This is a genomic window from Curtobacterium sp. PhB78 (assembly GCF_003751685.1).
Classification (GTDB): Bacteria; Actinomycetota; Actinomycetes; order Actinomycetales; family Microbacteriaceae; genus Curtobacterium.
On sequence record NZ_RKIA01000007.1, the window covers coordinates 170,805 to 196,954 of the forward strand.

Annotated in this window: 27 protein-coding genes; 12 read left to right on the forward strand and 15 right to left on the reverse strand. The window is 71.7% G+C overall.

Going from position 1 to position 26,150, the window contains the following annotated elements; genetic code table 11:
- Positions 1-52: 52 nt before the first annotated feature.
- The gene (locus tag EDF53_RS16745) at positions 53-1,294 is read right to left on the reverse strand and encodes a multidrug effflux MFS transporter (protein WP_123294599.1); all 1,242 of its coding nucleotides are present in this window, start codon (positions 1,292-1,294) and stop codon (positions 53-55) included.
- Between the two features lie 46 nt (positions 1,295-1,340).
- On the opposite strand from EDF53_RS16745, the gene EDF53_RS16750 reads away from it, so the two are divergent.
- Positions 1,341-1,781 carry a MarR family winged helix-turn-helix transcriptional regulator gene (locus EDF53_RS16750; RefSeq protein WP_260215980.1) on the forward strand — a complete coding sequence of 147 codons (441 nt, stop codon included), beginning with the start codon at positions 1,341-1,343 and terminating at the stop codon, positions 1,779-1,781.
- On the opposite strand, the gene soxR is transcribed toward EDF53_RS16750, so the two are convergent.
- From soxR to EDF53_RS16765, 3 genes are all read right to left on the reverse strand, one after another.
- Positions 1,778-2,260, reverse strand: a complete 483-nt coding sequence (gene soxR / locus EDF53_RS16755; RefSeq protein WP_111085894.1) for a redox-sensitive transcriptional activator SoxR — start codon at positions 2,258-2,260, stop codon at positions 1,778-1,780. The two genes, EDF53_RS16750 and soxR, sit on opposite strands and share 4 nt — an antisense overlap.
- A gap of 97 nt (positions 2,261-2,357) precedes the next feature.
- Positions 2,358-3,404 (reverse strand): YdcF family protein, encoded by a 1,047-nt coding sequence (locus EDF53_RS16760; protein WP_123294600.1) that lies wholly within the window; start codon positions 3,402-3,404, stop codon positions 2,358-2,360.
- Positions 3,405-3,454: 50 nt separating this feature from the next.
- Positions 3,455-3,910: an iron chaperone gene (locus tag EDF53_RS16765; RefSeq protein ID WP_123294601.1), complete on the reverse strand. Its 456-nt coding sequence runs from the start codon at positions 3,908-3,910 to the stop codon at positions 3,455-3,457.
- A gap of 97 nt (positions 3,911-4,007) precedes the next feature.
- Between EDF53_RS16765 and mgrA the strand changes: the two genes are divergently transcribed.
- Positions 4,008-5,051: an L-glyceraldehyde 3-phosphate reductase gene (gene mgrA, locus EDF53_RS16770; protein WP_123294639.1), complete on the forward strand. Its 1,044-nt coding sequence runs from the start codon at positions 4,008-4,010 to the stop codon at positions 5,049-5,051.
- Between the two features lie 8 nt (positions 5,052-5,059).
- Here the strand turns inward: mgrA and EDF53_RS16775 are convergent, their stop codons facing one another.
- Complete coding sequence (locus tag EDF53_RS16775) at positions 5,060-6,106, reverse strand: aldo/keto reductase (RefSeq protein WP_123294602.1); 1,047 nt, start codon at positions 6,104-6,106, stop codon at positions 5,060-5,062.
- Positions 6,107-6,312: 206 nt separating this feature from the next.
- Between EDF53_RS16775 and EDF53_RS16780 the strand changes: the two genes are divergently transcribed.
- Entirely contained in the window at positions 6,313-7,578 is a 1,266-nt protein-coding gene (locus EDF53_RS16780; RefSeq protein ID WP_123294603.1) for an MFS transporter, read from the forward strand.
- Between the two features lie 3 nt (positions 7,579-7,581).
- Here the strand turns inward: EDF53_RS16780 and EDF53_RS16785 are convergent, their stop codons facing one another.
- The 7 genes from EDF53_RS16785 to EDF53_RS16815 form a co-directional block, all read right to left on the reverse strand.
- The gene (locus tag EDF53_RS16785; protein WP_243648940.1) at positions 7,582-7,929 is read right to left on the reverse strand and encodes a monovalent cation/H(+) antiporter subunit G; all 348 of its coding nucleotides are present in this window, start codon (positions 7,927-7,929) and stop codon (positions 7,582-7,584) included.
- Positions 7,930-7,934: 5 nt separating this feature from the next.
- Positions 7,935-8,279 carry a sodium:proton antiporter gene (locus EDF53_RS16790; RefSeq protein WP_123294605.1) on the reverse strand — a complete coding sequence of 115 codons (345 nt, stop codon included), beginning with the start codon at positions 8,277-8,279 and terminating at the stop codon, positions 7,935-7,937.
- A complete protein-coding gene (locus EDF53_RS16795; protein WP_123294606.1) occupies positions 8,276-8,860 on the reverse strand; it encodes a Na+/H+ antiporter subunit E in 585 nt (194 codons plus the stop codon). Before EDF53_RS16795 ends, EDF53_RS16790 begins: the two co-directional genes overlap by 4 nt.
- On the reverse strand, positions 8,857-10,548 hold the full coding sequence (locus EDF53_RS16800; RefSeq protein ID WP_123294607.1) for a Na+/H+ antiporter subunit D: 1,692 nt from the start codon (positions 10,546-10,548) through the stop codon (positions 8,857-8,859). Before EDF53_RS16800 ends, EDF53_RS16795 begins: the two co-directional genes overlap by 4 nt.
- A complete protein-coding gene (locus EDF53_RS16805; protein ID WP_243648937.1) occupies positions 10,545-10,997 on the reverse strand; it encodes a Na(+)/H(+) antiporter subunit C in 453 nt (150 codons plus the stop codon). The genes EDF53_RS16800 and EDF53_RS16805 overlap by 4 nt, the downstream gene beginning before the upstream one ends.
- Entirely contained in the window at positions 10,994-13,906 is a 2,913-nt protein-coding gene (locus EDF53_RS16810) for a Na+/H+ antiporter subunit A (RefSeq protein WP_123294608.1), read from the reverse strand. The genes EDF53_RS16805 and EDF53_RS16810 overlap by 4 nt, the downstream gene beginning before the upstream one ends.
- A 109-nt stretch (positions 13,907-14,015) precedes the next feature.
- On the reverse strand, positions 14,016-14,960 hold the full coding sequence (locus EDF53_RS16815) for a zinc-binding alcohol dehydrogenase family protein (RefSeq protein ID WP_123294640.1): 945 nt from the start codon (positions 14,958-14,960) through the stop codon (positions 14,016-14,018).
- 80 nt (positions 14,961-15,040) lie between these two features.
- On the opposite strand from EDF53_RS16815, the gene EDF53_RS16820 reads away from it, so the two are divergent.
- Positions 15,041-15,448 carry a MarR family winged helix-turn-helix transcriptional regulator gene (locus tag EDF53_RS16820; RefSeq protein WP_123294609.1) on the forward strand — a complete coding sequence of 136 codons (408 nt, stop codon included), beginning with the start codon at positions 15,041-15,043 and terminating at the stop codon, positions 15,446-15,448.
- 4 nt (positions 15,449-15,452) lie between these two features.
- On the opposite strand, the gene EDF53_RS16825 is transcribed toward EDF53_RS16820, so the two are convergent.
- Entirely contained in the window at positions 15,453-16,202 is a 750-nt protein-coding gene (locus EDF53_RS16825) for an SDR family NAD(P)-dependent oxidoreductase (RefSeq protein WP_123294610.1), read from the reverse strand.
- A gap of 45 nt (positions 16,203-16,247) precedes the next feature.
- Between EDF53_RS16825 and EDF53_RS16830 the strand changes: the two genes are divergently transcribed.
- From EDF53_RS16830 to EDF53_RS19785, 6 genes are all read left to right on the forward strand, one after another.
- Positions 16,248-16,970 (forward strand): SDR family oxidoreductase, encoded by a 723-nt coding sequence (locus tag EDF53_RS16830; RefSeq protein ID WP_123294611.1) that lies wholly within the window; start codon positions 16,248-16,250, stop codon positions 16,968-16,970.
- Positions 16,967-17,626, forward strand: coding sequence for a FadR/GntR family transcriptional regulator (locus EDF53_RS16835; RefSeq protein WP_123294612.1), 660 nt, complete (start codon positions 16,967-16,969; stop codon positions 17,624-17,626). The genes EDF53_RS16830 and EDF53_RS16835 overlap by 4 nt, the downstream gene beginning before the upstream one ends.
- Before the next feature lie 66 nt (positions 17,627-17,692).
- Positions 17,693-18,313, forward strand: a complete 621-nt coding sequence (locus EDF53_RS16840) for a DedA family protein (RefSeq protein WP_165901140.1) — start codon at positions 17,693-17,695, stop codon at positions 18,311-18,313.
- 40 nt (positions 18,314-18,353) lie between these two features.
- Positions 18,354-19,229, forward strand: a complete 876-nt coding sequence (locus tag EDF53_RS16845) for an SMP-30/gluconolactonase/LRE family protein (RefSeq protein ID WP_216834957.1) — start codon at positions 18,354-18,356, stop codon at positions 19,227-19,229.
- A gap of 7 nt (positions 19,230-19,236) precedes the next feature.
- The gene (gene rlmC / locus EDF53_RS16850) at positions 19,237-20,388 is read left to right on the forward strand and encodes a 23S rRNA (uracil(747)-C(5))-methyltransferase RlmC (RefSeq protein ID WP_123294615.1); all 1,152 of its coding nucleotides are present in this window, start codon (positions 19,237-19,239) and stop codon (positions 20,386-20,388) included.
- A gap of 302 nt (positions 20,389-20,690) precedes the next feature.
- Positions 20,691-21,389 (forward strand): transglycosylase family protein, encoded by a 699-nt coding sequence (locus EDF53_RS19785; protein ID WP_123294616.1) that lies wholly within the window; start codon positions 20,691-20,693, stop codon positions 21,387-21,389.
- A gap of 87 nt (positions 21,390-21,476) precedes the next feature.
- Here EDF53_RS19785 and EDF53_RS16860 read toward each other — a convergent pair whose 3' ends face one another.
- Positions 21,477-22,517, reverse strand: coding sequence for an LCP family protein (locus EDF53_RS16860; RefSeq protein ID WP_123294617.1), 1,041 nt, complete (start codon positions 22,515-22,517; stop codon positions 21,477-21,479).
- Positions 22,518-22,595: 78 nt separating this feature from the next.
- On the reverse strand, positions 22,596-23,009 hold the full coding sequence (locus tag EDF53_RS16865) for a MarR family winged helix-turn-helix transcriptional regulator (RefSeq protein WP_123294618.1): 414 nt from the start codon (positions 23,007-23,009) through the stop codon (positions 22,596-22,598).
- A gap of 136 nt (positions 23,010-23,145) precedes the next feature.
- Between EDF53_RS16865 and EDF53_RS16870 the strand changes: the two genes are divergently transcribed.
- Together EDF53_RS16870 and EDF53_RS16875 are read left to right on the forward strand one after the other, a co-directional pair.
- Complete coding sequence (locus tag EDF53_RS16870; RefSeq protein ID WP_123294619.1) at positions 23,146-25,269, forward strand: efflux RND transporter permease subunit; 2,124 nt, start codon at positions 23,146-23,148, stop codon at positions 25,267-25,269.
- A gap of 12 nt (positions 25,270-25,281) precedes the next feature.
- Positions 25,282-25,932, forward strand: coding sequence for a GntR family transcriptional regulator (locus tag EDF53_RS16875; protein WP_123294620.1), 651 nt, complete (start codon positions 25,282-25,284; stop codon positions 25,930-25,932).
- Positions 25,933-26,150 lie beyond the last annotated feature (218 nt).

The window sequence follows — 26,150 nt, forward strand, 5'->3', positions numbered from 1 at the left end:
ACGTCGATGATGTCGTTCCGAGTCGGCCCCGACCGAGTCGCCCCCGACCGGGTCAGGCCAGGCGGGTGCGACCCCGGGCGACGAGCAGCGCCACGACGGCCACCACGGCGGACGCGAGCATCACGATCGCCAGCGGTGCCGCCGTCACCGAGCCGCCGATGCTGACGAGCGGGGACACCAGCGCCGCGAGCCCGAACTGCAGCGCGCCGAGCACGGCCGACGCGCTGCCGGCAGCGGCGGGGACCGCACCGAGCGCCAGCGCCGTGGCGTTGCCGAGCACCAGTCCGAGCGACCCGACCGCGGTGAACAGCGGGACCGCGAGCCAGAACACCGGCGCCGCGAAGACGACGAGCAGCGCGAACGCGACCGTCGACGTGAACACCAGGGCGATGCCGAGCGACAGCACGCCGGTGACCGAGCGCGTCTCGGTGAGCTTGGCGGACACGATGCTCACGCCCATCAGGGCCAGCGCGTTCAGCCCGAACGCCAGACCGTAGCCGACGGTGCCGAGCCCGATCATGTCCTGGTACAGGAACGGCGAGGCCGAGATGTACGCCATCATCACGGCGAACGCGAAGCCGAACACGGCGATGTACCCGAGGAAGGTGCGGGAGCGCAGCGCACGGAGCGGCGAACCGGAGCTCTTCCGCTCCTCGCGCAGCACATCGCGGTGCGCCTTCAGGTGGGTCTCACGGATGACGGCGAGCACCGCGACGAGCATGACCACGGACAGGCCGAGGACGATCGACAGCAGGCCGCGCCAGCCGATCGGACCGGTGAGCAGGCCACCGAGCAGCGGAGCGACGACGGGGGCGACCCCGCCGACGATCATCATGAGCGAGAACGCGCGCGCTGCGGGCTTGCCGGTCGCCAGGTCGGAGATGACCGCACGGCTGATCACCATGCCGGCCGCACCGCCCAGGCCCTGCAGGAGTCGAGCCGCGATGAGCACGCCGATGTTCGGTGCGAACACGGCGGCGACGCTCGCGAGGACGCACAGTGCCGCGCCGGCGATGAGCGGCGGCACGCGGCCGAACCGGTCGGACAGCGGGCCGAAGACGAGCTGGCCGGCCGTGACGCCGACCAGGAACGCGGTCAGGGTGAGCTGCACGGTGGTGGCGCTCGCACCGAGCTCGGTGGTCATCTGCGGGAACGCCGGCAGGTACAGGTCGGTGGCGAAGGGGGCGACGGCGCTGAGCAGGCCGAGCACCAGCAGCAGCGGTGTCGTGATGCCCTGCTGCCTGGTCGTGGGTGTCGCGGCGTGCGCGCGGATGGTTCCGGTGTCCCTGGTCATTGTTATGAAAGCATAACTCATCGCCGATCCTCGGTACAGTACGGACATGCACTCCGCCGTGTCCGACCACGTCCTCGCCGACCTCGCCGACGTCGTGCTGCGGATCTCGCGGGAGATCGACCCGCACGGTGCCGGGGCGCTCGACATCGTGCCGCTCACCGGAACGGAAGCGCTCGTGATGCGCTGGGTCGACCGCAACCCCGGCACCTCGCCGAGCGCGACGGCCAAGGCGACGGCACTCAAGCGCAGCAACCTCAGCGTCGCGCTGCGGTCCCTGGTGGAGAAGGGGATGGTCGAACGTCGGCAGGACCCGGACGATGCGCGGACCGTGCAGCTGCACTCGACCGACGTGGCGCGGGAGAGCATCGGACGCCTGCGCGCGCACTGGGCCGGCAAGCTCCGCGCCGCGCTCGGCGACGACGACGCCGGGTTGCCCGAGGCCCTCGCGCTGCTCGACCGGATCGACGAGGGGCTGCGCGGGGTCTAGTCCTGCGGGGCGTCGTCCTCGATCGGCAGCAGCCGCCGAGCTCCGTGGCCTTCGTCGCCGAGCGTGTCGCCCGGGTTCACGACCGAGCACGCCCCGAGCGAGACGCAGCCGCACCCGATGCACTGCGTCATCTCCTGCTGCAACCGCTCGAGTTCGAGCTGACGGGCCCGCAGCCGTGCGCGCCACCGTTCGTTCAGTCGGTTCCAGTCGCGCAGGGACGGCATCCGGTCGGCCGGCAGCGTGCCGAACTGCTCGGCGACCTCGCTGAGCGGGATGCCGAGGCGCTTCGCCACCTGGATGATAGCGATCCGCCGTTCGACGTGTCGCGGGTACATCCGGGTGCCGCCGTCGGTGCGCTCGGGCCGGATCAGGCCCTTGCGCTCGTAGAAGTGCAGGGCCGACGCGGCGACGCCGGTGCGTCGGACGATCTCGCCGATCGGGAGGAGGTCGGTCGGGCGGGGCGGCTGGATCTCGACCATGGTCGAGATCCTACGGTGGATCTCGACGCGACGAACGGGCGGACGGGAGGCCCGTGGCGGGCCCGCCACGGGCCTCCCGTCCGTCCGTCGGTCGCGTCTACCGCTGCTGGAACGACTCCCAGAGCAGGAACGCGGTGAACAGGACGAACGGCGTGCACGCCACCACGTTGAGCCAGCGGTGCTCGACGACCACCGCGACGAACTCGCGCAGGAACGCACTCGGCACGTAGTACGGCGCCGTCGGCGAGCCGACCACCTGCGCCGGCAGGCCGAGCCGGCGGGCCAGGGTGGCGGCGCGGAGCACGTGGTAGTCGTTTGTCACCACGACGACCTGACCGTCGCGCCCGGCCTCGGCCTGAACGGCGCGCGAGAACCGCAGGTTCTCGCGGGTGTTGCGGGACTCGGTCTCGGGCCGGACGTCGTCGGGGTCCGCGCCGTTCGCCAGCAGGTACTCGGCCATCGCGGTGCCCTCGGCGCGCGGTTCGTCGTCGCCCTGCCCGCCGGAGGGGATCAGCAGCGGCCGACGCCCGGCGGCCCGTTCGGCGCGGTACACGACGAGTGCGCGGTCGAGGCGGCTGCGGAGCAGGGGCGGCACCTCACCGCGGATCAGTCCGGAACCGAGGACGACGATCGTGTCCGGCACGGTGCCGTGACGCATCCGGCCGTAGACGACGGAGTACACGGCGAACGCGACGAGGGCCACGGCGAAGTACCCGCAGACGAACACCATCAGCACGGCGACCGCGATCCGGGCGCCGTCCCAGAGCGTGAACCCCTCACCGCTGGCGGACACGAACAGCGCGATCGCCACCGCCGGCAGCACGAACACGAGCACCCCCGCGACCAACGAAAGCGTGTTGCCGAGACTGCGCCCCTCGGAGCGGAGCATCCGGAACCCGTTCGCGATGAGGGCCACACCGAGGACGACCACCGCGAGCGGGACGAGCAGCAGCACGGTGCCGACGACCAGGCTGAACCCGGGGACCACGAGCGTCAGCGCGGTCACGGCCGTCGCGAGCGCGAAGAACGCGGCCGCCGTCAGGAACACCCCGTTCCGGAGCATCCGCGGGTCACGCCGCCTGCTCGCGACGTACAGCAGCAGGAAGACCAGCGCGAAGCAGGCCGGCACCCCCACGGAGGTCATCGGTCGGCCGAACGGAGCGCGGTCATGCGCTCCACGCTACCGGTCGTGGATCAGGCGACCGCCCGGCGGATCAGGTCGGCGACGGTCGCCTCGTCCGCCTCGGAGAACTCCGGCGTGATCGCCCACGACGTCGGCCAGAACGTCCCGTCGTCGAGTGCGGCAGAGTCCTGGAACCCGAGCGTCGCGTAGCGGGCCTTGAACTTCGCGGCGTCCTGGAAGAAGAACGCCGCCTTGCCGTCCTTGTAGTACGCGGGCATGCCGTACCAGAGCTTCGGCGCGAGGTCGGGCGCGACCTCGAGCGCGATGCGGTGGATGCGTTCCGCGAGTACGCGATCCGGCTGGGGCATCTCGGCGATCTTCGCCTCGACCGCGGCGGCGTCCGCTGCCGCCTTCTCCGCCTTGGTGCCCTTCGTGCCGCGGGTGCGTTTGATCTCGGCGGCGTGCTCCTGCATCGCCGCGCGTTCCTCGTCGGTGAAGGTGCCCTCGGTCTTCGTCGTCCGTGCCATGGTGGTGGCCTTCCGTGTCGGTGCGTCGATCGTGCACCCGATCACGCTCGTCGCGCTCGTTGCGCTCGTCCGATGGCGCTGGTGGCAGGCTCGGACCATGACCTACATCGCCAGCGACGACCGCTACGACTCGATGACGTACCGCCGCACCGGCCGCTCCGGCCTCGACCTGCCGCTGCTCTCCCTGGGGTACTGGCACAACTTCGGTGACGACGTGCCGTTCGAGACGCAGCGCGCGATCAGCCGTCGGGCCTTCGACCTCGGCATCACGCACCACGACCTCGCGAACAACTACGGCCCGCCGTACGGAGCCGCCGAGGTGAACTTCGGGCGCCTGATGCGTGAGGACTTCCGGCCGTACCGCGACGAGATGGTCGTGTCGACCAAGGCCGGGTGGGACATGTGGCCGGGGCCGTACGGGCAGGGCGGCGGTTCGCGGAAGTACGTGCTCGCCTCGCTCGACCAGTCCCTGCAGCGGACCGGCCTGGACTACGTCGACGTCTTCTACTCGCACCGACTCGACGCCTCGACCCCGCTCGAGGAGACGATGGGCGCGCTGCACACGGCGGTCCAGCAGGGCAAGGCGCTGTACGTCGGCATCTCGTCGTACGACGCGGAACGCAGCCGCCAGGCCGCCGCGATCCTGCGCGACCTCGGCACCCCGCTCCTCATCCACCAGCCGTCGTACTCGATGCTCAACCGCTGGATCGAGACCGAGGGGCTGCTCGACGCCGCCGGCGAGCTGGGCTTCGGCGTGATCGGGTTCACCGCGCTCGCCCAGGGCCTGCTCACCGGTAAGTACCTGGACGGGGTGCCGTCTGATTCCCGAGCCGCCGCCGGCAAGTCGCTCGACGCCTCGAGCATCACCCCGGAGGTCGTCGGGCACCTCCGAGCGCTGAACGACGTCGCCGCGGCTCGTGGACAGTCCCTGGCGCAGCTCGCCCTGGCCTGGGCGCTCCGTGACGAGCGGGTGACCTCGCTCGTGATCGGGGCGTCGAAGGTGTCGCAGCTCGAGGACAACGTCGCGGCGCTGGCGAACACCTCGTTCACCGACGAGGAGCTCCGCACCATCGACGAGCACTCCGTCGGCATCACCGACGTCGACCTGTGGGCGGGAGCGCGTGCCGGCGAGGTCTCCTGACCGCGGACCTACGAGCGGTTCGGTCCGGCGCCCACCGGGGTGCGACCGCGGAGTCGCTCGCGGCTGAGCGCCGGCAGCGCGAACCCGGTGTCCCGCTCGAGCACGTGGGTGCCCGGCGCGACGATCGCGTCGATCGCGTCGAGCAGCCCGTCGTCGAGGACGATCTCGGAGGCCTGCACGTAGGCGTCGACGTGCGACACGGTGCGCGGCCCGATCACCACCGAGGACACGTCCGGGTGGGTCAGGGCGAAGGCGACCGCGAGCTCCGACACCGTGAAGCCGGAGTCGTCGGCCAGGCGTCCGAGCCGGTCGGCCACCTCGAGCTTCCGACGGTTCCGCGGGGCGCCGATGTCGTACGCGTCCGGGTGCTCGTCGACGTGCGGTGAGCGTGGTTGGACGGTGCCGTTGCGGTAGGTGCCCGCGAGCCAGCCGCCGGCGAGGGGTGCTCCGGCCAAGACCCCGAGACCGAAGCGGCGGGCGACCGGGAACACCGTGCGCTCCGCCGTGCGGGTGAGGATCGAGTAGGGCACGTGCGTCGCGGTGGCGCTCTTCGACCCGGACCGGAGCCACTGCGCCTCGACGAGCTCCTCGGCCGGGAACCCGGGGAGGCCGAACGCGCGGATCTTGCCCTGTGCGACCAGGTCGGCGAGGGCGTCGAGCGTCTCGTCGAGCGACGTCGCCGGGTCCGGCAGTGCCGGCTGGTACAGGTCGATGACGTCGGTGCCGAGTCGCTGCAGGCTCCGCTCCACGGCACGGAACATCCACCGCCGCCCGTTGCCCCGGTGCGCCGGGTCCTGGTCGACCGGGGCTCCGAACCGCACCGACAGGAACACGTCCTCGCGCCGTCCGGCGATCGCCGCGCCCACAGCGGTCTCGGCCAGGCCCGCGCCGTCGGCGTCCGAGACGTCGACCGACGTCACGCCGCGGGTGAGTGCCTCGAGCACGAGGGTCACACCGGCCGACGGGTCGTGGGCCGCGACGCCGGCGACGGCACGCGTCCCCAGCGTCAGCGAGCTGACGGGCGCCCCCGTGCGCCCCATGCGTCGCTGTTCCATGCGCGCCACGATATGGGCCGTGCGGGCCGCAGGACGGTCCGGTGACGAAGCATTACCCCTGGCCCCGACCGGAACGGTTGGTACGATGGGCGCAGTTCTGAAACACGCAGTGTGTATCTACCGGCCGCCGGCTCCCCGGCGGACAACGGCGGCACCCGATGGGTCCGCCCCCACCGAACCGGGCCGGGCCGAGAAGGCACACCCCCATGCTCCACACCAGTCCCACCCCGTCTGCGCCCGCCCCGGAGCGCACGGACACCGCGACCGCCGGAGACGCCTCGCTCGTCTCCCTCGCCGGACGCTGGTACTTCCCGGTGGCGTTCATCGCCCGCCTGCCGTTCGCCATGATGGTCGTCGGGGTCCTCACCCTCGTCGTGGCCGCGCGTGACTCCGTCGCCCTCGGTGGCGTCAACTCCGCCTCGGTCGGCATCGGTGCCGCGGTGTTCGGACCGATGGTCGGCGCCGCCGCGGACCGGTTCGGCCAGCGTGCCGTGCTCGTCCCCGTCGGCCTCGCCAACGCGGCGCTGCTCGGCGCGTTCCCCTTCGTCGTCAGCGGCAGCGCGCCGGACCTCGCCGTGCTCGCGATGGCGTTCTGCATCGGGGCGTCCGCGCCCCAGGTCGCGCCGATGTCCCGGACCCGGCTCGTCGCCATCATCGCGCAGCGCATGAGACCGGCCCGCCGCGAGAAGACCCTCAGCGGCACGATGGCGTACGAGTCCGCCGCCGACGAGACCGTCTTCATCATCGGCCCGTTCCTGGTCGGCATCCTCGCCAGCGCGATCGCCCCCTGGGTCGCGGTCGCCGGCGCCTCGGCCCTGACCTTCGTGTTCGTGACCGCCTTCGCGCTGCACCCCACCGGCAAGCTCGTGCTCGGGCAGCACGAGGAACTGACCCAGGCCCCGGCGCGCCAGCTCCTGCGTCCGCGGCTCGTCGTCGTGGTCGTCGGGATCCTCGGCATCGGCTTGTTCTTCGGCTCGACGCTGACGTCGCTGACGGCGTTCATGGAGACCCACGGCGAGGCGTCCCAGGCCGGCCTGCTCTACGGCCTGATGGGCATCGGTTCGGCCGGACTCGCCCTCGGGTCCGCAGCGTTCCCGCGGTCGTTCGGCCTCGGCTGGCGCTGGCTCGTGTTCGGTGTCGTCCTGCTCGGCGGCGCGATCGCGTTCTCGCAGGCCGACTCCGTCATGGCGGTCGGCATCGTCCTGGCGATCATGGGCGTCGGCATCGGCCCGACCCTCGTCGCCCAGTACAGCCTCGGTTCGGACCGTTCACCGGTCGGCCGGTCCGCGACCACGATGACGATCCTCGGATCCGCCGTGATCGTCGGGCAGTCGATCGCCTCCGCCATCACCGGCGACCTGGCCGAGCAGCACGGCACGTCCGTCGCGATGGTGCTCCCCGCGGCCTCGGCAGCGGTCGTCGTGCTCGCGGCCGTCGTCAACCTGCTGCTGCTGCGCCGTACCGCCGCCTGACGATCAGGACTCGGTGTCGTCGACCAACAGGTCCTCATGCCGGTAGTCGTCGGCACGCAGCCCGGCGCGCGCGATCATGTGCGTCGAGACGGGCACCAGGAACAGCTGGAACACCATGATGGGCAGGACGACCCAGAACGCCGTCCAGGTCCCCACCGCGACGACGATCGCGGCCAGCCCGAACGCCAGCCCGAGCACCTGCGGCTTCGCCATGGCGTGCAGGCGGACGAGCGGGTCCGGGAAGCGCACGATGCCGACCCCGGCGCCGAGGGACAGCAGCGAGCCGATGAGCAGCAGGGCGAGCGCGATCCACGCCCGCACGCCGGCGCCGTCGAGGAACGCCTGGATCATCTCGGTCACGACTGCTCCTCTGCTTCGGCGGCGTGCTCGGGGGTGGTGACGCTCAGGCCCTCGTCCGACGGGTCCGACGACGGCGTGACCGCTCGGGCCACGGCGACGGTCGCGAACACGCTCGTCGCCGCGATCACCACGAGCACGGGGATCCCGGTCAGGTCGCGCCGGACCACCATCGACGCCGCGATCACCACGAGCACGGTCGTCAGGACCATGTCCGATCCGATCATCCGGTCGAGGATCGTCGGGCCGCGCACGATCCGGAACACCGCGAGCGCGAGGGTGGCGCCGAGCAGGGCCAGGACCAGGGCGATGCCGATCCCCATGACGACGACGGCGGCGCTCATCGGGTGACCTCCGGCAGCGGTTCGGACAGTTCGGAGACGTCCTGCTTCGAACCGAGGGCACGGATGACCATGGCCTCGATGCCGAGGGCCTCGCGACGGGCGGCCTCGACCTGTTCGACCCGCTCGGTGTCGAGCACGTGCAGCAGCAGGCGCCGACGGCGGAGGTCGACGTCGGCGACGTACGAGCCGGGCACCAGCGAGATCGCGAGGGTCGCCAGCGTGAAGGTCATCTCGGCGGTGGAGTGCAGCTGCACGAGCGTGATGGAGCTGCGGCGGACGCCCCGCGGGCGGAACGCGACCCAGGCGACCCGGAACGATGCCGTGATGACGAGTCCGGACCACACCACGAGGAACCGGACGGCGTGCACGATCGAGAACCGGGCCGACAGCGGGACCGGCGGGAGCGGCAGCGCCTGGGTGACCAGGAGCGCCACCACGATGCCGCAGAGCAGGGTCAGTGGCGTCCACGAGCCCCAGAGCAGGGCCCACAGGACGGTCAGTCCGGCGACGAGCGGGACGTCGTACCGCCACGCCACCGCGATGCGGCGGGCGTTCGCGACGTGTCGGGTGTCGGTGTTCACCGGTCACCTCCGAGGACGGCCTGCACGTACCGGTCCGGCGACTCGAGCGACTCCGCTGCGCGGCTCGCGTACCCGTAGAGCGGGCCGGCGACCACGGTGAGGGCGACGGATCCGAGGACCGCGACCGTCGTCACGCCGACGAGCATGCGCGGCAGCCGGACCTTGGTCGGCGCTTCGCCGACCGCCTCGGTCGACCCGGTGGTCGGACGGGAGGCACTGCTCGCGTGGGGTGCGTCGGTGACCGTCACCGAGCCTCCTGGGTGGAAGGCCTCACCCGTCTCCTCGGAGACGGTCAAGGGGGCGGGTTCCGGCGACCGCAGGGCTGCGTGCGGTTCGGCGGTCGTCGCGTGCGGCGCCGCGGCCTCGGCCGCGGGCTTCGGCCGCCAGAAGGCGGCGTCCCACACGCGCATCAGCGCGTACAGCGTGAGGAGCGACGTGACCACGCCGGCGGCGATCGTGACGTACGCCAACGGGGAGCCGTCCTCGGCGGCGGCGCGGAACAGCCCGAGCTTGCCGATGAAGCCGGAGAACGGCGGGATGCCGCCCAGGTTGAACGCCGGGATCAGGTACAGCGCGGCCAGCAGTGGCGCGGCCTTCAACAACCCGCCGAGCGACCGGGTCGACGTGGTCCCCCCGACGCGTTCCATCAGGCCGGACACCAGGAACAACGTGGTCTGCACGACGATGTGGTGCACCGTGTAGAACACCGCGGCCGCCGTCCCCGCGACCGTCCCGAGCCCGACACCCATCACCATGAAGCCGATGTGGCTGATGAGGGTGAAGGACAGCAGGCGCTTGACGTCGGTCTGGGACACCGCACCGAGCACCCCGACGACCATCGTCAACACCGCCACCACGAGCAGCACGTTGTTCAACTGCGGCCCGGGGAAGATGACCGTCTCGAGGCGGATGATCGCGTAGATGCCGACCTTCGTCAGCAGGCCGGCGAAGACGGCCGTGACCGGGGCCGGGGCGGTCGGGTACGAGTCCGGCAGCCAGAACGCCAGCGGGAAGACCGCCGCCTTGATGCCGAAGCCGATGAGCAGCATCGTGTGCAGGAGCAGCTGCACGTGCTCGGGCAGATCGGCGACGCGCTCGCTGATCTGGGCGATGTTGACCGTGCCGGTCGCGCCGTACACCAGGCCGATCGCGGCGAGGAAGATCGCCGACGCGATCAGGCTCGTGACGATGTACGTGGTGCCGGCCCGGACCCGCTGCTCGCTGCCGCCCAGGGTGATGAGCACGTAGCTCGCCACGAGCAGCATCTCGAACGCCACGTACAGGTTGAACAGGTCGCCGGCGATGAACGAGTCGAGCACGCCCGCGGCCAGCACGAGGTAGGTCGGGTAGAAGATCGTGACCGGAGCTTCACCGTCGTCGGCTGCGAGCCCCTGGCCGATCGAGAACAGCAGGACGATGAGCAGCACGCTGGCGCTCACCGTGAGGAGCAGGGCGCTCAGGCGGTCGACCACCAGCGAGATGCCGTACGGGGCGTCCCACCCGCCGACCTGCACGACGATGGTGCCGTGGTGGTCGACGAGCACCATGAGGGTTGCGGCGACGGCGAGTGCGACGACGAGCACCACGACGGTGATCGCTCGCTGGAGCTTCTGGTGCCGCAGGAGGCCGAGTGCGACGGCTGCGCCGAGCAGCGGGACGAGGACGAGGAGCGGGACGAGCCAGGTCATCGGTTCACTCCGTCCTGGTGCGGTTGGTGTTCGTGCGGATCGTCGGCGTCCTCGGGGGACTTCGGGTCGAAGTCGGCTTCCGGGTCGTCGTCGGGGTCGTCGCGCGTGCGGCCGATGGCGACGTCCGCTTCGTCGACCTCGACCTCGTCGGCACGGGACAGCTGCCACGAGCGGTGGATGAGGGCGAGCAGGAACGCGCTGACGGCGAAGGTGATGACGATCGCGGTCAGGGCGAAGGCCTGGGGGAGCGGGTCGGTGATGCCCTCGGCGGACTTGCCGATCGGCGGGTTGCCGGCGGCGCCGGACATCACCAGCAGGAGCAGGTTCAGGGCGTTGCCGAGCAGCAGGAAGCCGAGCAGCATCCGGGTCAGGGACCGTTCGAGCAGCAGGTAGACGCCGCAGGAGAACAGCACGGCCATCGCGATCACGAGGACGAGGGTGACGGTCATGTGGCGCTCCCTTCCGGGGTGGGTGCCTCGAGGGTGTCGCGGACCGACCCCTCGGTGGTGTCGCGGGTGGGCGCCCCGGCATCCTCGAGGCGTTGCCGGTCCACCTCGGCGCCGAGGCTGCGGAGGACGTCGAGCACCAGGCCGACGACGACCAGGTACACGCCGATGTCGAAGAACGTGGCCGTGACGAACTCGACGTGACCGAGGATCGGGACGGTCGCCTCGAAGAACTCGGAGTACAGCGCTTCGCGGCCGAAGAACAGCGGCACGATCGCGGTGATCGCCGCCGTCGCGACACCGAGTCCGAGCAGTCGACCGGCACGGACCGGGGCGGCGGCGCCGAGTTCGGCCGGGCCACCCGCCAGGTACCGGGCCGCCAGCGCGATGCCGGCGACGAGGCCACCGGCGAAGCCGCCGCCGGCCGCGTTGTGCCCGGCGAACAGCAGGTAGACCGACAGGACGATGAGCCCGTGGAACAGCAGTCGGACCACGACGTCGAGGAGTGCCGAGCGGCCGGTCGGGATGGCGGCGCTCGTCGGCAGCCAGGCGCGCGGCTCGCCGTCGGTGCGCTGGCCGTCCGCCGTCAGCTTCTCCGGCAGGTCACGGAGCCGGGGCAGCGTGTCCTCGCGGGAGTTCACGAAGATGAGGCTCGCGACTCCCGTGGCCGCGGCGACGACGACGGTGAGCTCACCGAGGGTGTCCCAGCCGCGCAGGTCGACGAGGGCGACGTTCACGACGTTGAGGCCGTGCCCGAACGAGCTCGTGAGTGCCGGCAGGTCCGGCCAGATCGGGTCGGCGGTGCGTGCCGAGGCGGCGACGATGACGACGATCGCCAGCGTGAGGCCGGCCAGCCCTGCGAAGAGCGCACGGACGATGCGGAACCGGCTCGGGTTCGTCGTCGCGATGCGCGGGGGGAGCCGCCGGAGCACCAGGACGAACGCGATGAGGGTGACGGTCTCGACCACGAGTTGCGTGAGCGCGAGGTCGACCGCACCGTGCAGGACGAACAGGACGGACATGCCGTAGCCGGTCACGCCCACCAACACGGCGGCGGCGAACCGGGTCTTCGCGGTGAGGACGGCGATGGCGCCGACGGACATCACGATGACGACCGGGATCTGCCCCCACGAGTCGGAGAACCGGACGTGGAACTCCCACGGCCCGCCGAGCACGAGGTTCGCGAGCGCACCCGCCACGAACACCGACAGGATCACCGTCAGGTAGTAGGGGAGCGAACCCCGCTGGACACCGGCGGTCAGGCCCGTCGCGAACCGGTCGAGGCCGCGCATGAGGTGCCGGTAGGTACCCGAGGCGCTCGGGAACCCGGCGAGCTGGTGCTGCAGCGCCTCGACCGGACGTCGGAGGGCGAACAGTGCGAGACCGCCGACCAGGGTGACGGCCGAGATGCCGAGCGCCGGTTCGAGGCCGTGCCAGAGCGCGAGGTGGGGGACTTCCTCGCCGGGGAGCGAGGCCGCCGTCGCGGCGGGCTCGATGCCGTGCGCGACGACCGGGGTCAGCAGGCCGAGGGCGAGACCGGTCAGCGCCAGGATCGACGGCACCACACCCAGGCCGTGCAGGGCGTGCGGTTCCGTCTGGGCGACGTCGGGCTTGCGGGCGAACGCTCCCCAGAAGAAGCGGAGCGAGTACGCCACGGTGAGCACCGAGCCGAGCGTCACACCGACGAGGGCGAACCAGGCCCAGCCGGCGTCGGGTCCGTGCAGCGATTCGGTGAAGCCGGTCAGCACGGCTTCCTTCGCGACGAAGCCGATCGTCGGCGGGATGCCGGCCATCGACACGAGCGCGAGGGCGGCCACGACGGCCAGCCACGGTGCCTTCCGGCCGAGGCCGCTCAGGCGCCCGAGGTCGCGGGTGCCGGTGGTGTGGTCGATCGCACCGACCACCAGGAAGAGCGTGGACTTGAACGCGGCGTGCGCCACGAGCAGGGCGACCCCGCCGAGCGCCACCGCGGGCGCGCCCCACCCGGCGGCGAGCACGAGGAACCCGAGCTGCGCGACGGTGCCGTAGGCGAGCAGGAGCTTGAGGTCGGTCTGGCGGAGCGCCCGGTAGCCACCGATGAGCATGCCGAGGACACCGAGCACGGTGATCGTCTCGCGCCAGCCGTCGAGCAGTGCGAACGCCGGAGCGAGCCGGGCGACGAGGTAGATGCCGGCCTTCACCATCGCTGCGGCGTGCAGGTACGCGCTGACCGGGGTCGGAGCTGCCATGGCCGCGGGCAACCAGAAGTGGAACGGCACGATCGCCGACTTCGTCAGCGCGCCGAGCAGGACGAGGACCACCGAGACGGTGACGATCGGTCCGGTCGGCGGGGCGGCGATGATGCCGGAGAGCGAGGTCGTGCCCGCCGTGACCGACAGCATGACCAGACCGGCAAGCATCGCCAGACCGCCGGCGGTGGTGACGACGAGGGCCTGCATCGCGGCCGCACGGCTCGCACGCTTGTCGGCGTCGTGTCCGATGAGCAGGTAGGAGAAGACCGTGGTGGCTTCCCACAGGACGAAGAGCACGATGACGTCGTCGGCGAGGACGAGCCCGAACATCGACCCGGCGAACGCGGTCAGCACGCCCGCGAACCGGCCGATCCCCGGTTCGTCGCGCCCGAAGTACGAGGCGCAGTAGACGAGCACGAGGGCCCCGACGATCGACACCACGAGCGCGAGCACCCACGACAGGGCGTCCATCCGCAGCGTGATCTCGAGGTCGAGCTGCGGGACCCACCGGTGCCGTTCGACGACGCTGCCGTGCAGGGCCGCGTCCGTCTGCAGCACCGTCAGCACGGCGGCGGCTGCGGGCGCGAGGGCGGCCACGTAGAACACGCGGCGGCCGAGGACGGGGGTCAGGGCGGGGACGATCAGGGCGACGATCGCGAACGCGACGAGGACGAGGACCATCGGGCACCTCCTCGGGGTCGGGCTGCAGTCCGGCTCACTGGGCCCTCACAGCCTACGAAGAGTGGGATGTGGAGAACCTGTGCGACCGGACAGCCTGCTCGCGCTCGGTTCACACTGTGAACACCACTCTGCCCGTGCTCCCGGCGGGCTGTCCGGCCCACGTCGCCTCGACGTCCGCCAACCGCACGGCCGTCGCGTCCACCCGGACGGTGCCGTCCGCGATCGCACCGACGATGCCCGGGAGCTCGGCGACGAACCCGGCGCGACCGACCGAGCCCTGCCCGCTGCCGACGATCGTCAGGCCCGAGGCGCGCAGTGCCGCGGACGGGATCGTCGCCTCGTGGCCCGCGGTGGCACCGATCGCGATCCAGTCGAGTCGGCGGCCCGGGTCGGTGCGGGCGGTGACGACGGCGCGCATCACGTCGGCCGCGGGCTGGCCCCAGACGTAGTCGATGACCACGTCGACGTCGGCTGCCGCTGCGCCGAGGGCGTCGACGTCGGTCAGCGGCAGCACGACGTCGGCGCCGAGGGCGGTGAGCGCCGCCAGCCGCTCCGGGTTGCGACCGCTCGCGACGACGTGTGCGGCACCGAGGTGCTTCGCCACCTGCACCGCCGCGGTGCCGGAGGCGCCGGTCGCGCCGAGCACGAGGACGCGGCTGCCCGGGGCGAAGTCGATCCGCCGGCGCAGGGCCACCCACGACGACAGCACCGGGTTCACGCCGGCGGCCACGGTGACCGGGTCGGCACCGTCGGGCAGGACGACGCTCGCCCGCGGGTCGACCGCGACGCGCTCGGCCATGGTGCCGCGGGTGTCGCTCGCGACGGCGACGTAGCGGAGCGTGCCGTCGGGGAACCGGGCGACGCCGTCGACGCCGGGGACGAGGGGGAGCGCGCCCTCGCTGGTGTAGTGCGAACCGTCGGCCTGCGAGCGGACCCGCGGGTGGAGACCGGCCGCGACGACGTCGACGACGACCTCGCCGGGTCCGGGAGTCGGTTCGTCGAACTCCTGCCAGGTCGGGGCGCGGCCGAACTCGGTGACGACTGCTGCGTGCATGGTGTCCTCCATTGCTTCGTGTTACGAACAAAGTAGTTCGCATCACGAAGTTCGTCAACTAGGCTGGAGCCGTGCCTGAGATGACCGAGGACGAGCAGCTCGTCGATGCCCTGGGCGAGGCCGCGTTCCGGACGATGGGGCCGCTGACCGGGCTCGCGGCCGATGCCGGGCTGTCACTGACACAGCTGCGGGTCCTCGCGATCCTGCGTGACCGTCGTCTGCGGATCGGTGACCTGGCGCAGTACCTGGGGCTCGAGAAGTCGACGATGACCGGCTTGGTGGCGCGCGCGGAGAAGAAGGGACTGCTCGCACGGCATCCGAACGCGGACGACGCCCGCGCGGTGGACGTCGTGATCACCGACGCCGGTCTCGAGGTGGCGCGCTCGCTCGAGGGCGCGATCCGCGATGCACTGCTGCCGCTCACCGCCCGGTTGCCGGAGCGGGACCGGCAGCAGCTGCGCGCGCTCCTGGAGCGGATGCTGCGCTGAACCCTCAGCGGCCGTGCGCGCGTGCCGGGATCTGTGTCGCGAGCTTGCCGCCGGAGACGTCGAGCAGGGTGCCGGTGACGTAGCCCGAGGCGTCGCTCGCCACGAAGACGAGCAGGTCTGCGACGTCGTCCGCGGTCTCCCACCGGCGCAGCGACAGGGTGTCGAGCAGGCGGTCCTGGGCCTCGGCCGGCATGGTCGCGAACCCGTTCATCGCCGTCGGGACCATGCCCGGCGCGTACGCGTTGACGGTGATGCCCCACGGGCCGAGCTCCGACGCCAGCACCCGGGTGAACGAGACGACCGCGGCCTTGGACGCCGCGTAGGCAGCGCTGCCGACACTCGGGACGATCGCGGCGAACGAGGCGGCGTTGATGATCCGCCCCCGCCCCGCGGCCTGCATCACCGGCGCGACGGCCTGGCTCATCAGGAAGGTGCCGCCGAGGTTGACGTCCATGCACCGGCGCCAGGCATCCCACTGCAGCTCGGCGACGGTGCCCTCGACGTTGATGCCGGCGTTGTTCACGAGCACGTCGATCGTGCCGTGCCGGGTGACGACCTCGTCGACGGCGGCCCGGACCGAATCCGGGTCGGCGACGTTGCACACGACGTGGTCGAGCGGGAAGTCGGGTTCGAAGGCCAGGTCGAGGGCGACCACGCGGCACCCCTCGGCGACGAAGCGATCGGCGAGCGTGCGTCCGATCCCGCGTGCTGCGCCGGTCACGACCACCACACGGTCGGTCAGGTCGAGGTGCATCGTTGCTCCTGTCGTCGGTTGCTGCAATAGGCATACTATTGCAGCATGGCGAAGCAACGGGTGCTCTGGGTCACCGGCGGCGGCAGCGGCATGGGGGCCGCGAGTGCCGAGGCCGCTGCGCGCGACGGGTGGACGGTGGTCCTGAGCGGGCGGCGCGTGGACCGGCTCGAGCAGGTCGCGGCGACGATCACGGCCTCCGGCGGCACGGCGGCGGTCCTGCCCCTCGACGCTGCCGATCCCGCTGCCGTCGCGTCTGCGCGGGACACCGTGCTCGAGCGGTTCGGACGACTCGACGCGGTCGTGCTCGCCGCCGGGCTGAACGCGCCGCGGCGCCGGTGGGACGACCAGTCGTTGCCGGACTTCCGCGCGATCGTCGACACGAACCTCACCGCGGTGGTCGCGGTCGTCGACGCCGCACTGCCTGCGCTCCGCGAGTCCGGCGGCGTGGTCGTCGTGGTGTCGTCCTACGCCGGGTGGTCCTTCCAGCCCGGCGCCGGCGTCGCGTACTCCGCCTCGAAGACCGCGCTCGGTTCGGTCGTCCGGAGCCTCAACCAGCAGGAGGCACACCACGGGGTCCGGGCGACGCACCTGTGCCCCGGTGACGTCGCGACCGACTTCCTCGACCAGCGGCCGTCGGTGCCCGACGCCGCCGCACGATCGGTGATGCTGCAGCCGGAGGACATCGCCCGCGCGGTGTCGTTCGTGCTCGAGGCGCCGTCGTACATGCGCGTCGACGAACTCGTGGTCAGCCCGGTGTCCCAGCGGTGACCAGCACGTTCGACCGCGTCCTCGACCAGATCGGTGCCGACGTCGTCTCCGGCGCCATCGCCGTGGGCAGCCGCCGGAGCATCGACGACCTGGTGGCGTCGACCGGGGCCAGTCGCAGCATCGTCCGCGAGGCCGTCCGCGTCCTCGTCGCCCTCGGGCTGCTCACCGCGCGGCGCCGGGTCGGCGTGACCGTCCTCGGCGTGCTGGAGTGGGACGTCCTGGATCCGCGGGTCGTGCGGTGGCGCCTCCGGGGTCCGGACGGTGACCGCGTGGCGGTCGAGCTCCGCGAACTCCGCGCGGCGGTCGAACCCGCCGCAGCCGCCGCAGCAGCCCGGCGGGCGCCCCTCGATGAGTGCGCGGACCGACGGGAGGCGCTCCGCACCACCGCGGACGAGCTCGCGGCCGCAGCGGCCCGCGACGACCGCCTCGACTTCGTGGCCGCGGACGTGCGGCTCCACGCGCTCGTGCTCGACCTGTCCGACAACGCGCTGTACCGACGGCTGCACCGCGTCGTGGGCCAGGTGCTGCGCGAACGCGGGAGCATCCGCCCGGACCGGCACGACGTCGGCCTCCACCTCGCGCTCGCCGGTGCCGTCGTCGACGGCCACCCGGACGACGCGGCCGCGGCGATGCGGGCGATCGTCGAGCGCACGTGAGCGGTGCTCCGCCGACCTGGGAAGATGGAGTCCGGTGCGCTCCTCCGGCGCCCGTGGAGGGTGAGCGTGGACGCAGCACAGGACCTGGTCGTCCAGCTCATCGGCACCCCGTGGACGTTCGTCGTGGTCGGCCTCGTGCTCGCCGTCGGCAGTGTCGCGGTCTTCCTCCCCAGCCAGGCGCTCGTCGTCGCGGTCGGCACGCTCCTGGTGGGTGGTGACGGCGGCCTCCTGCCGGTCCTCGTCCTCGTCGTCGCGGCCTCGATCGGCATGGTCCTCGGCGACCTCGGGCTGTACCACCTGGCGCGCTCGGTCGACCTCGGCTCGAGGTCGTGGTTCGCGCGTCCGAAGGTCCGCAAGGCCCGGGACGCCATCGACGGCCGCTACCGTGCCGCTCCCGGGCGCATCGCGGTGCTCGGACGCTTCATCCCGATGGGCCGGCTGACGACGAACCTGGTCGGCGCGGACAGCGGGCTCGACGTTCGGCGGTTCCTGGTCAGCTGCGTGCTCGCCGACGTCGTGTGGGCCGCGTACTGCGTCGGCATCGCGGCGGCCACCGGGCGCTGGAGCCGCGAGCAGCCCTTCCTCGTCACGACCCTCGCGGTCGTGGCGTCGATCCTGCTCGGCCTCGCGATCTCGGCGATCGAGAAGGCCGTGCGACGACGCAGCGAGGCGGCGGCTGCGGCCTGACGAACGTAGGGTGGGGACACCGTTCGAAGGAGAACCCGTGCTGCTCGACGACCTCGTACCGGACCCTGACGCGCTCGAGCGCATCGCTACCGGCAGCACGTGGGCCGAAGGACCCTGCTGGATCCCGGCGTCCCGTACCCTGCGCTGGTCGGACATCCCCGGCGACCGGGTCCTGCAGTGGCACGCCGACTCCGGCGAGACCTCCACGTACGCCGAGGGCGTCGAGTTCACCAACGGCCGGACGCTCGACCGCGACGGCAGTGTCGTCCAGTGCTCGCACGGACTCCGGCGGGTGGAGCGCGACCGCGACGGCGTCGTCACGCCGATCGTCGACGCCTGGGCCGGCGTGCGGTTCAATTCGCCGAACGACGTCGTCGTCGCGCGGGACGGCAGCGTGTGGTTCACCGACCCGGCCTACGGCATCACCCAGCCGCGCGAAGGCCACCCCGGCGTGCGCGAGTACGGCGACCACTGGACGTTCCGCTGCGGACCGTCCGGCGAGGACCTGCGCCCCGTCGCGACCGACGTCGACGAGCCGAACGGACTCGCCTTCGACCCGTCCGAGCAGGTCCTCTACATCGCGAGCTCGTCGGGGGACGAACCGGTCATCCGCGCCTACGACCGCGGCGGTGACGGCGGCGACCTGCTGAAGAACGGCCGGGTGTTCGCGCGACTCGAGCCGGGCGAGGGCGCACCGGACGGCATCCGGGTCGACGAGCACGGCAACGTGTGGTCGTCGTCGCACCGCGGCGTCGTCGTGTTCGACCCCTCCGGCGAGCGGATCGGCGAGGTGGCCGTCCCCGAGGTGACGTCGAACCTGTGCTTCGGCGGCGACGACGGCACGACGCTGTTCCTGACGGCGACGACGTCGGTCTACCGGATCGCCACGACGACGCGGGACGCTGCCGTATCCTGACTCGGCCATGCAGTGCGACTACTTCGACCGTGGGGTGTGCCGGTCCTGCACGCTCATGGGGCAGCCCTACTCCGACCAGGTCCTCGACAAGGAGCTCCGCACCCGCGAACTCCTGCACGACGCCGTCGAGGCGGCTGGCGGCCCCGGAGCCGTCACGTGGTCACCGGCGATCACGAGCCCCGAGTCCGGGTACCGGAACAAGGCGAAGATGGTGGTCGGCGGTTCGACGGAGCACCCGACCGTCGGCATCCTCGACCACCGGCAGCGCGGCGTCGACCTGCGGCACTGCGGGATCTGCACGCCCGGTATCCGACACGCGCTGCCCCTGCTCGCCGACTTCGTCCAGACCGCGGGGTTGATCCCGTACGACGTCGCTGCCCGACGCGGCGAGCTGAAGTACGTCCTGGTCACCGAGTCGCCCGACGGCGAACTCATGGTGCGGTTCGTCCTGCGGTCCGAAGGGCAGGTGGCTCGGATCCGGCAGTACCTCGATGTGCTGCGCGACGCCCTGCCGAACGTGGTGGTCGTCACGGTGAACCTGCTTCCCGAGCACAAGGCCGTGACCGAGGGTGACCGGGAGATCGTGCTCACCGAGCAGGAGACGCTGCCGATGCGCCTCGGCGGGATCACGATGCACCTGCGGCCGCAGAGCTTCTTCCAGACCAACACCGCCGTCGCCACCGAGCTGTACGCGCAGGCCTCGGCGTGGATCGACGAGCTCGACCCGGCGTCGATGTGGGACCTGTACTGCGGCGTGGGCGGGTTCGCCCTGCACGCTGCGCGACCGGGCCGAGCGGTGACGGGCATCGAGACCAGTGCCGAGGCGATCCGTTCGGCGAAGCAGTCCGCGCGCGAGGCCGGGCTCGAGGGGCTCCGGTTCGCCGCCGACGACGCCACCGAGCACGCACTCCGCGCCCGACCCGACACCGTGCCCGAGCTCGTCCTGGTGAACCCGCCGCGACGTGGGATCGGCGAGGCGCTGTCGACCTGGCTCGAGGAGTCCGACGTGCAGCACGTCGTCTACTCGAGCTGCAACCCGGTGACCCTGGCGAAGGACCTCGCGCGCATGCCCTCGTTCCGGCTGCGCCGCGCTCGTGTGCTCGACATGTTCCCCCAGACCGGCCATCTCGAGGCCGTCACGCTGCTGTCGCGGGCGTGATCCGGGCCTCCTGGCCGGCATTGCCAGGGAATTGCCAAGGTGACGTACCCGGGTACGGGTCGATGACCATGGCCATGGGCATCGAGGCGTACAGGTTCTGGTGCGGGGTACATAGCACCAACGGGTAGAACCGTTTGTCTCGGTTTGATAACGGTGAAGAGTTTCCTATGGTTGCCGACCGAGGTGCCGCCGGCCCGATGACCACTGCCCCCGGTGGCGCACCCCACAACTGACCGCGATCGGTCGGGGTGGGCAGTGGATTCCGCGTTCGAAGCGGCTCGTGACCCCGGTGGAGCAATCACATGAAGAAGCTTTCCCGTACCCGCACCATCGTCGGCGGCCTCGCGTTCGCCGGCATCGCCGCGACCGGTGTCGGCCTCGCGGCAACCCCCGCGAACGCTGCGTCCGGCTCGACCTGGGACGCCCTCGCGCAGTGCGAGTCCGGCGGCAACTGGGCCATCAACACCGGCAACGGCTACTACGGCGGCCTGCAGTTCAACCTCGGCACCTGGCAGGCCAACGGTGGCGTCGGCAGCCCCGCCGGCGCGAGCCGCGAGGCCCAGATCGCCGTCGCCGAGCGTGTCCTCGCCACGCAGGGCTGGGGCGCCTGGCCTGCCTGCTCGGCCCAGCTCGGACTGAGCGGCACGAGCGGTGCCGCACCGGCCGCCGCTGCTCCGGCTCCGGCAGCCCCCGCTGCTCCGGCCCCGACGCAGCAGGCCGCACCGGCCCCCGCTGCCCCGGAGCAGGCCGCACCGAGCACCCCGGCTCCTGCTCCGGCACCCGCGCAGGAGGCCGCACCGGCAGCCACCACGCCGAGCAAGCCCGCCGCCGTGAAGACGAGCGGCAAGACGTACACGATCGCCTCGGGCGACACGCTCGACACCATCGCCACCAAGCTCAAGATCGACGGTGGCTGGAACAAGCTGTGGGCCGCGAACACGTCGACCATCGACGACGCGAACCTCATCTACTCGGGCCAGGAGCTGCAGCTCCCCGCCTGATCGTTCCACCGGACGAACACGTCGACGCCCCGCGACCTCGGTCGCGGGGCGTCGTCGTGCGTGACCGGTGGTGGGAGCCTGCGGGCGCTACTGCCGGTTGTCGGCCAGCCAACCGGCGACGTCGTCGGACCGCAGCGCCTGTGACAGCGAGCCGACCGCCAGGTCGTTGAGCGTGACGTAGGACTGCCCGTCCGGCGAGGTTCCGGACCCCGCAGTCGGCACCGTGAACGTCTTGAGGTCGTCGGTCCGGACGTCGCGCAGCGACCATCCGAGGCCGACGAGGGTCGGGAAGGTCAGTCCGGCATCGACCGCCAGGTGCTCGCTCGTCGCGGTCACGAAGTCCTGGATACGCCCGGGGTTCGTGATCGTGCCGCGGGAGAGCAGCCCGCCGACGACCCCGCGCATGAACGCCTGCTGGTTCAGCACGCGGGTGTGGTCCGCGTCGGCGAACGAGTACCGCTCGCGCACGAACGCGAGTGCGGCGTCGCCGTCGAGCCGGTTCGCGCCGGCGACGAACTCGTGCTTGCCTGCGGCGAACGCCTGCCCGGAGTCGACCGTGACACCGCCGAGGGCGTCGGTCATGTCCTTGAACCCGGTGAAGTCGATCTCGGCGACGTGGTCGATGCGGACGTCGAGCAGCTGCTCGACGGTCTGCACGGTGAGCGGGACTCCGCCCCACGCGTACGCGGCGTTGATCTTGGCGCTCCCGTGACCCGGCACGTCGACCCACGAGTCACGCATGATCGACATCAGGTACACGGCCTGCCGGTCGGCCGGGACGTGCGCGAGCATCAGGGTGTCCGAACGGCCACCGGCCCCGGATGGCTTGCCGTCCGGTCCGCGTGCAGCTCGTGAGTCGGACCCGATGAGCAGGATGTTCTCGCCGCCGGACGCAGCGGGTCGGGTCCCGCTCGGGAACGGGTTCGCGATCGTGTCGTGGCGGGCGTCGAAGCTGCGCGCCAGGCCGCCGACGAAGATGCTCGCGACGACGGCGATCACGGTGGCGATGCCGACCAGCGAGCCGACCGTCGCGAGCAGTGCGACGAGGAGCGGGCGTCGGCGCCGCGGGTGGCGTCCGCTTCTGGTGGCGGTGTCGGCGGCCAGGCGGGCCGCCCGTCGTTCGGACATGCGGGACTCCAACGGGTTCGCGTCGGCGTGCCACCGACCGACCCATCGTACCGCATCTGGTATTTCAGGTACAGCGTGTCAGTTGCTGGGTTGCCGTGACTTCCCGAGCAGTTCCGTGAGTGCCGTCCGCAGTGCCGGGTCGTCCGGCAGGACCTCGCGCTCGATGTGTCGAGCGGTCTCCCACGCTCGGCGTCCGTGATCGGTCACGGTCACGAGGCGCCGGCGTCGGTCGTCGGGGTGCGGGGTGCGCTCGACCAGGCCGTCCCGCTCCATGCGCTCGAGGGTCCGTGACATCGTCTGCGGTTGCACCCGTGCCGTGCGGGCGATCGTGTCGGCACCGGTGGGGCCCGTGCGGATCAGGATGTCGACCGCGATGAGGGCTGCGTGCGGCAGCCCGATGGCGCGGAGGCGTTCATCCCAGTCCCGCTCGACCGAGCGTGCCGCGGCCGACAACAGCCGGCCGAGGGGCCACTGCTCGGTCGTGTCGTCCATGGGCGCAGTCTACGGTCGACAGCTGTCGCGGTCGGTGTCGCGGTCGGTGTCGCGACCGGCGTCGCGACCAGCGTCGCGACCGGCGTCGCGACCGTCTAGTAATCAGCATGCTGACGACCGGTGTACGCTCACCGTCGTGTCCCGCTTCCTCCGCATCGTCCTCCCCGCGCTCGTCATCGTGGTCTGGCTCGCGATCGCCTCCGTCGGCGGTCCGTACTTCGGCAAGATCTCCGAGGTGTCGACGAACGACCAGACCTCGTTCCTGCCGGCGTCGGCCGACGCCACGAAGGTGCAGGAGCGGTCGTCGGAGTTCCGCCAGGAGTCGGGCGCACCCGCGATCATCGTGCTCGAGCGCGACGGCGGCATGTCGTCCTCCGACCTGACCGCGGCGAAGGACCTCGCGACCCAGCTCGGTGACCGCGACGACGTCGAAGCCGTCAGCCCGGTGATCCCGAGCGAGGACGGCGACGCGGTCGAGATCGTCGCGACCCTCACCACGGCAGCCGACACCGGTGACGCGGTCGAGGCGATCCGCGCCGACGTCGACGACGCCCGGCCCAGCGGTGTCAGCGGGTACGTCACCGGGCCCGCCGGGTTCACCGCCGACCTGACCGAGGCGTTCGCCGGCATCGACGGCCTGCTGCTCGGGGTGGCGCTCGCCGCGGTCTTCGTGATCCTGATCATCGTCTACCGGTCACCGCTGCTGCCGATCCTCGTGCTCGGCACCGCGACGTTCGCCCTGTGCGCCTCGATCCTCGTGGTGTGGTGGCTCGCCAAGGCCGACATCGTCACCGTGAACGGCCAGGTGCAGGGGATCCTGTCGATCCTGGTGATCGGCGCCGCGACGGACTACGCCCTGCTCTACACGGCGCGCTTCCGCGAGGCGCTGCGCGACCACCGCACGGGCTGGGGTGCGACGAAGGCGGCCCTGCGGGGGAGCCTCGAGCCGATCCTGGCCTCGGGCGGCACCGTCATCGTGGGCGTGCTCTGCCTGCTGCTCTCCGACCTCAACTCGAACAAGGCGCTCGGTCCCGTCGCCGCGATCGGCATCGCGTTCAGCCTGCTCGCCGCGCTGTCGCTGCTGCCCGCCCTGCTGCTCGCGTTCCGTCGCGCCGCGTTCTGGCCGCTCCGTCCCGCGTACGGCAGCGCCCACCCGGTGCTCACCGGTCCGGACGCGCGCGGCATCTGGGCTCGCGTCGGTCGGCTCGTCGCCAAGCGTTCCCGGGTGGTGTGGATCGTGTGCACCGTCGGGCTGCTCGCGATGGGCACGGGACTGGTCGGGCTCAAGGCCGACGGGGTCCCGCAGAGCGACCTGGTCATCGGGGCCTCGCAGGCACGCGACGGGCAGGACGTCCTGGCCGACCACTTCCCCGGCGGCTCCGGCAGCCCGGCGCAGGTCATCGGGTCGGAGCGCGACCTCGACGCACTCGTCGACGCCGTCACGGGGGTCGACGGCGTCGACGGGGTCGTCGCTGCCGCGAAGGACGCCCCGGCCGGCACGGTGCCCGTGACGGGCGACCCGACCTCGAACGCCGCCGCCGCCGCTCCGACGGTGTCGCGCGGCGACGTGCTGCTGGAGGCCACGCTGTCCGACCCGGCCGACTCCGACGCCGCCGAGCAGACGGTCCGTGACCTCCGCACCGCCGTCGAACGGGTCGATCCCGGCGCGGTCGTCGGCGGCGTCACCGCGACGGCCGTCGACACGAACGACACCGGGATCCGCGACCGCACGCTGATCATCCCCGTGGTGCTGGTCGTGATCCTGCTCATCCTGATGCTCCTGCTCCGCAGCGTCGTCGCCCCGCTCGTGCTCATCGGCAGCGTGATCGTGTCGTTCGCCGCAGCACTCGGCGTCGGAGCGCTCGTGTTCGACCACGTGTTCCACTTCCCCGGTGCGGACCCGAGTGTGCCGCTGTACTCGTTCGTGTTCCTCGTCGCGCTCGGGGTGGACTACAACATCTTCCTCATGACACGGGTGCGGGAAGAGGCGCTGCGGCACGGTCCGCACGAGGGGGTCCTGCGCGGACTCGGGGTCACCGGCGGGGTGATCACCTCGGCCGGCGTGGTGCTCGCGGCGACGTTCGCGGCCCTCGGTGTCATCCCGATCCTGTTCCTCGTGCAGATCGCGTTCGTCGTGGCGTTCGGCGTCCTGCTCGACACGATCGTCGTCCGTTCGCTGCTCGTGCCGGCGATCGCGTACGACCTCGGTCGGCGGGCCTGGTGGCCGTCGCGCCTCTCGCGCGCGAACCATCACATGTGACACGCTGGGTGCATGCCAGTTCCTTCGACGCAGCCCGCCGCCGAGCGCAAACTCCTCCGTGACACCGTGCAGGACAAGATCCGCGACGCGATCATGGACGGCACGCTGGAGCCCGGCGAGCGACTCAACGACGACGACCTGATCGCGTGGCTCGGGGTCTCCCGCACCCCGATCCGCGAGGCGCTCGCGGAACTCGCCCGCGCCGGCCTGATCGAGATGGCACCGAACCGCTACACCCGGGTGGCGGCCCCGACGAAGGACGAGCTCCTCGACGCCTACCGCACGCTCGGCGTCATCTACGGGGGCGTCGTGCGCCTCGCGGTGCCCAACTTCACCGAGCCGCAGCGCAAGAAGATCGTGAAGATGCTCGACGACGTCATCGCGCGGGTCGGCGCCGACGAGCAGGACCAGGTCGCCCGCAACGGCGCCGACATCTACTCGCAGTGGGCGGACGCCTGCGGCAACCCGTCGCTCGTGCAGCTCTGCCGGTCGACCACCGACGGGCTGTCCTTCAAGCTCCGGGTCCCCGAGCTCGCCGAGCTGATCCCGGCCGCAGTGATCCTGCCCGAGCTCGACAAGCTCAAGGCAGCCGTCCTGGCGAAGGACCCGATCGCGGCAGAGCTCGCGATGGAGGCCATCCACCTGCTGCCGTCCCGCGCGTAGCGCCCCGTCGCCCAGCGCGACCAGGAGACGGACGGGAGGCCCGTGGCGATCCCGCCACGGGCCTCCCGTCCGCCGTCACGCGCGTCTCGGGCGCGAAAGCGACAGATGTCCGCGAACAGTCCGCGGGTGGATTCAAGTGGTCGGTGCAACACCGCCTGTCAGTGACGCCGAGAGTAGCTCGTCGAGAGCCTCTCTCGGCGTCATGGCGTCGAGGCGTT

Coding starts and splice junctions, on each gene's coding strand:
- EDF53_RS16820 (WP_123294609.1), top strand. CDS start 15,041: ATGACCGAGGACGAGCAGCTCGTCGATGCCCTGGGCGAGGCCGCGTTC.
- EDF53_RS16815 (WP_123294640.1), bottom strand. CDS start 14,960: ATGCACGCAGCAGTCGTCACCGAGTTCGGCCGCGCCCCGACCTGGCAG.
- rlmC (WP_123294615.1), top strand. CDS start 19,237: ATGCAGTGCGACTACTTCGACCGTGGGGTGTGCCGGTCCTGCACGCTC.
- EDF53_RS16830 (WP_123294611.1), top strand. CDS start 16,248: ATGGCGAAGCAACGGGTGCTCTGGGTCACCGGCGGCGGCAGCGGCATG.
- EDF53_RS16780 (WP_123294603.1), top strand. CDS start 6,313: ATGCTCCACACCAGTCCCACCCCGTCTGCGCCCGCCCCGGAGCGCACG.
- soxR (WP_111085894.1), bottom strand. CDS start 2,260: ATGGTCGAGATCCAGCCGCCCCGCCCGACCGACCTCCTCCCGATCGGC.
- EDF53_RS16825 (WP_123294610.1), bottom strand. CDS start 16,202: ATGCACCTCGACCTGACCGACCGTGTGGTGGTCGTGACCGGCGCAGCA.
- EDF53_RS16745 (WP_123294599.1), bottom strand. CDS start 1,294: ATGACCAGGGACACCGGAACCATCCGCGCGCACGCCGCGACACCCACG.
- EDF53_RS16785 (WP_243648940.1), bottom strand. CDS start 7,929: ATGATCCAGGCGTTCCTCGACGGCGCCGGCGTGCGGGCGTGGATCGCG.
- EDF53_RS16810 (WP_123294608.1), bottom strand. CDS start 13,906: ATGGTCCTCGTCCTCGTCGCGTTCGCGATCGTCGCCCTGATCGTCCCC.
- EDF53_RS19785 (WP_123294616.1), top strand. CDS start 20,691: ATGAAGAAGCTTTCCCGTACCCGCACCATCGTCGGCGGCCTCGCGTTC.
- EDF53_RS16775 (WP_123294602.1), bottom strand. CDS start 6,106: ATGGAACAGCGACGCATGGGGCGCACGGGGGCGCCCGTCAGCTCGCTG.
- EDF53_RS16750 (WP_260215980.1), top strand. CDS start 1,341: ATGCACTCCGCCGTGTCCGACCACGTCCTCGCCGACCTCGCCGACGTC.
- EDF53_RS16800 (WP_123294607.1), bottom strand. CDS start 10,548: ATGACCTGGCTCGTCCCGCTCCTCGTCCTCGTCCCGCTGCTCGGCGCA.
- EDF53_RS16760 (WP_123294600.1), bottom strand. CDS start 3,404: ATGACCTCCGTGGGGGTGCCGGCCTGCTTCGCGCTGGTCTTCCTGCTG.
- mgrA (WP_123294639.1), top strand. CDS start 4,008: ATGACCTACATCGCCAGCGACGACCGCTACGACTCGATGACGTACCGC.
- EDF53_RS16765 (WP_123294601.1), bottom strand. CDS start 3,910: ATGGCACGGACGACGAAGACCGAGGGCACCTTCACCGACGAGGAACGC.
- EDF53_RS16875 (WP_123294620.1), top strand. CDS start 25,282: ATGCCAGTTCCTTCGACGCAGCCCGCCGCCGAGCGCAAACTCCTCCGT.
- EDF53_RS16865 (WP_123294618.1), bottom strand. CDS start 23,009: ATGGACGACACGACCGAGCAGTGGCCCCTCGGCCGGCTGTTGTCGGCC.
- EDF53_RS16805 (WP_243648937.1), bottom strand. CDS start 10,997: ATGACCGTCACCCTCGTCCTCGTGATCGCGATGGCCGTGCTGTTCTCC.
- EDF53_RS16860 (WP_123294617.1), bottom strand. CDS start 22,517: ATGTCCGAACGACGGGCGGCCCGCCTGGCCGCCGACACCGCCACCAGA.
- EDF53_RS16790 (WP_123294605.1), bottom strand. CDS start 8,279: ATGAGCGCCGCCGTCGTCGTCATGGGGATCGGCATCGCCCTGGTCCTG.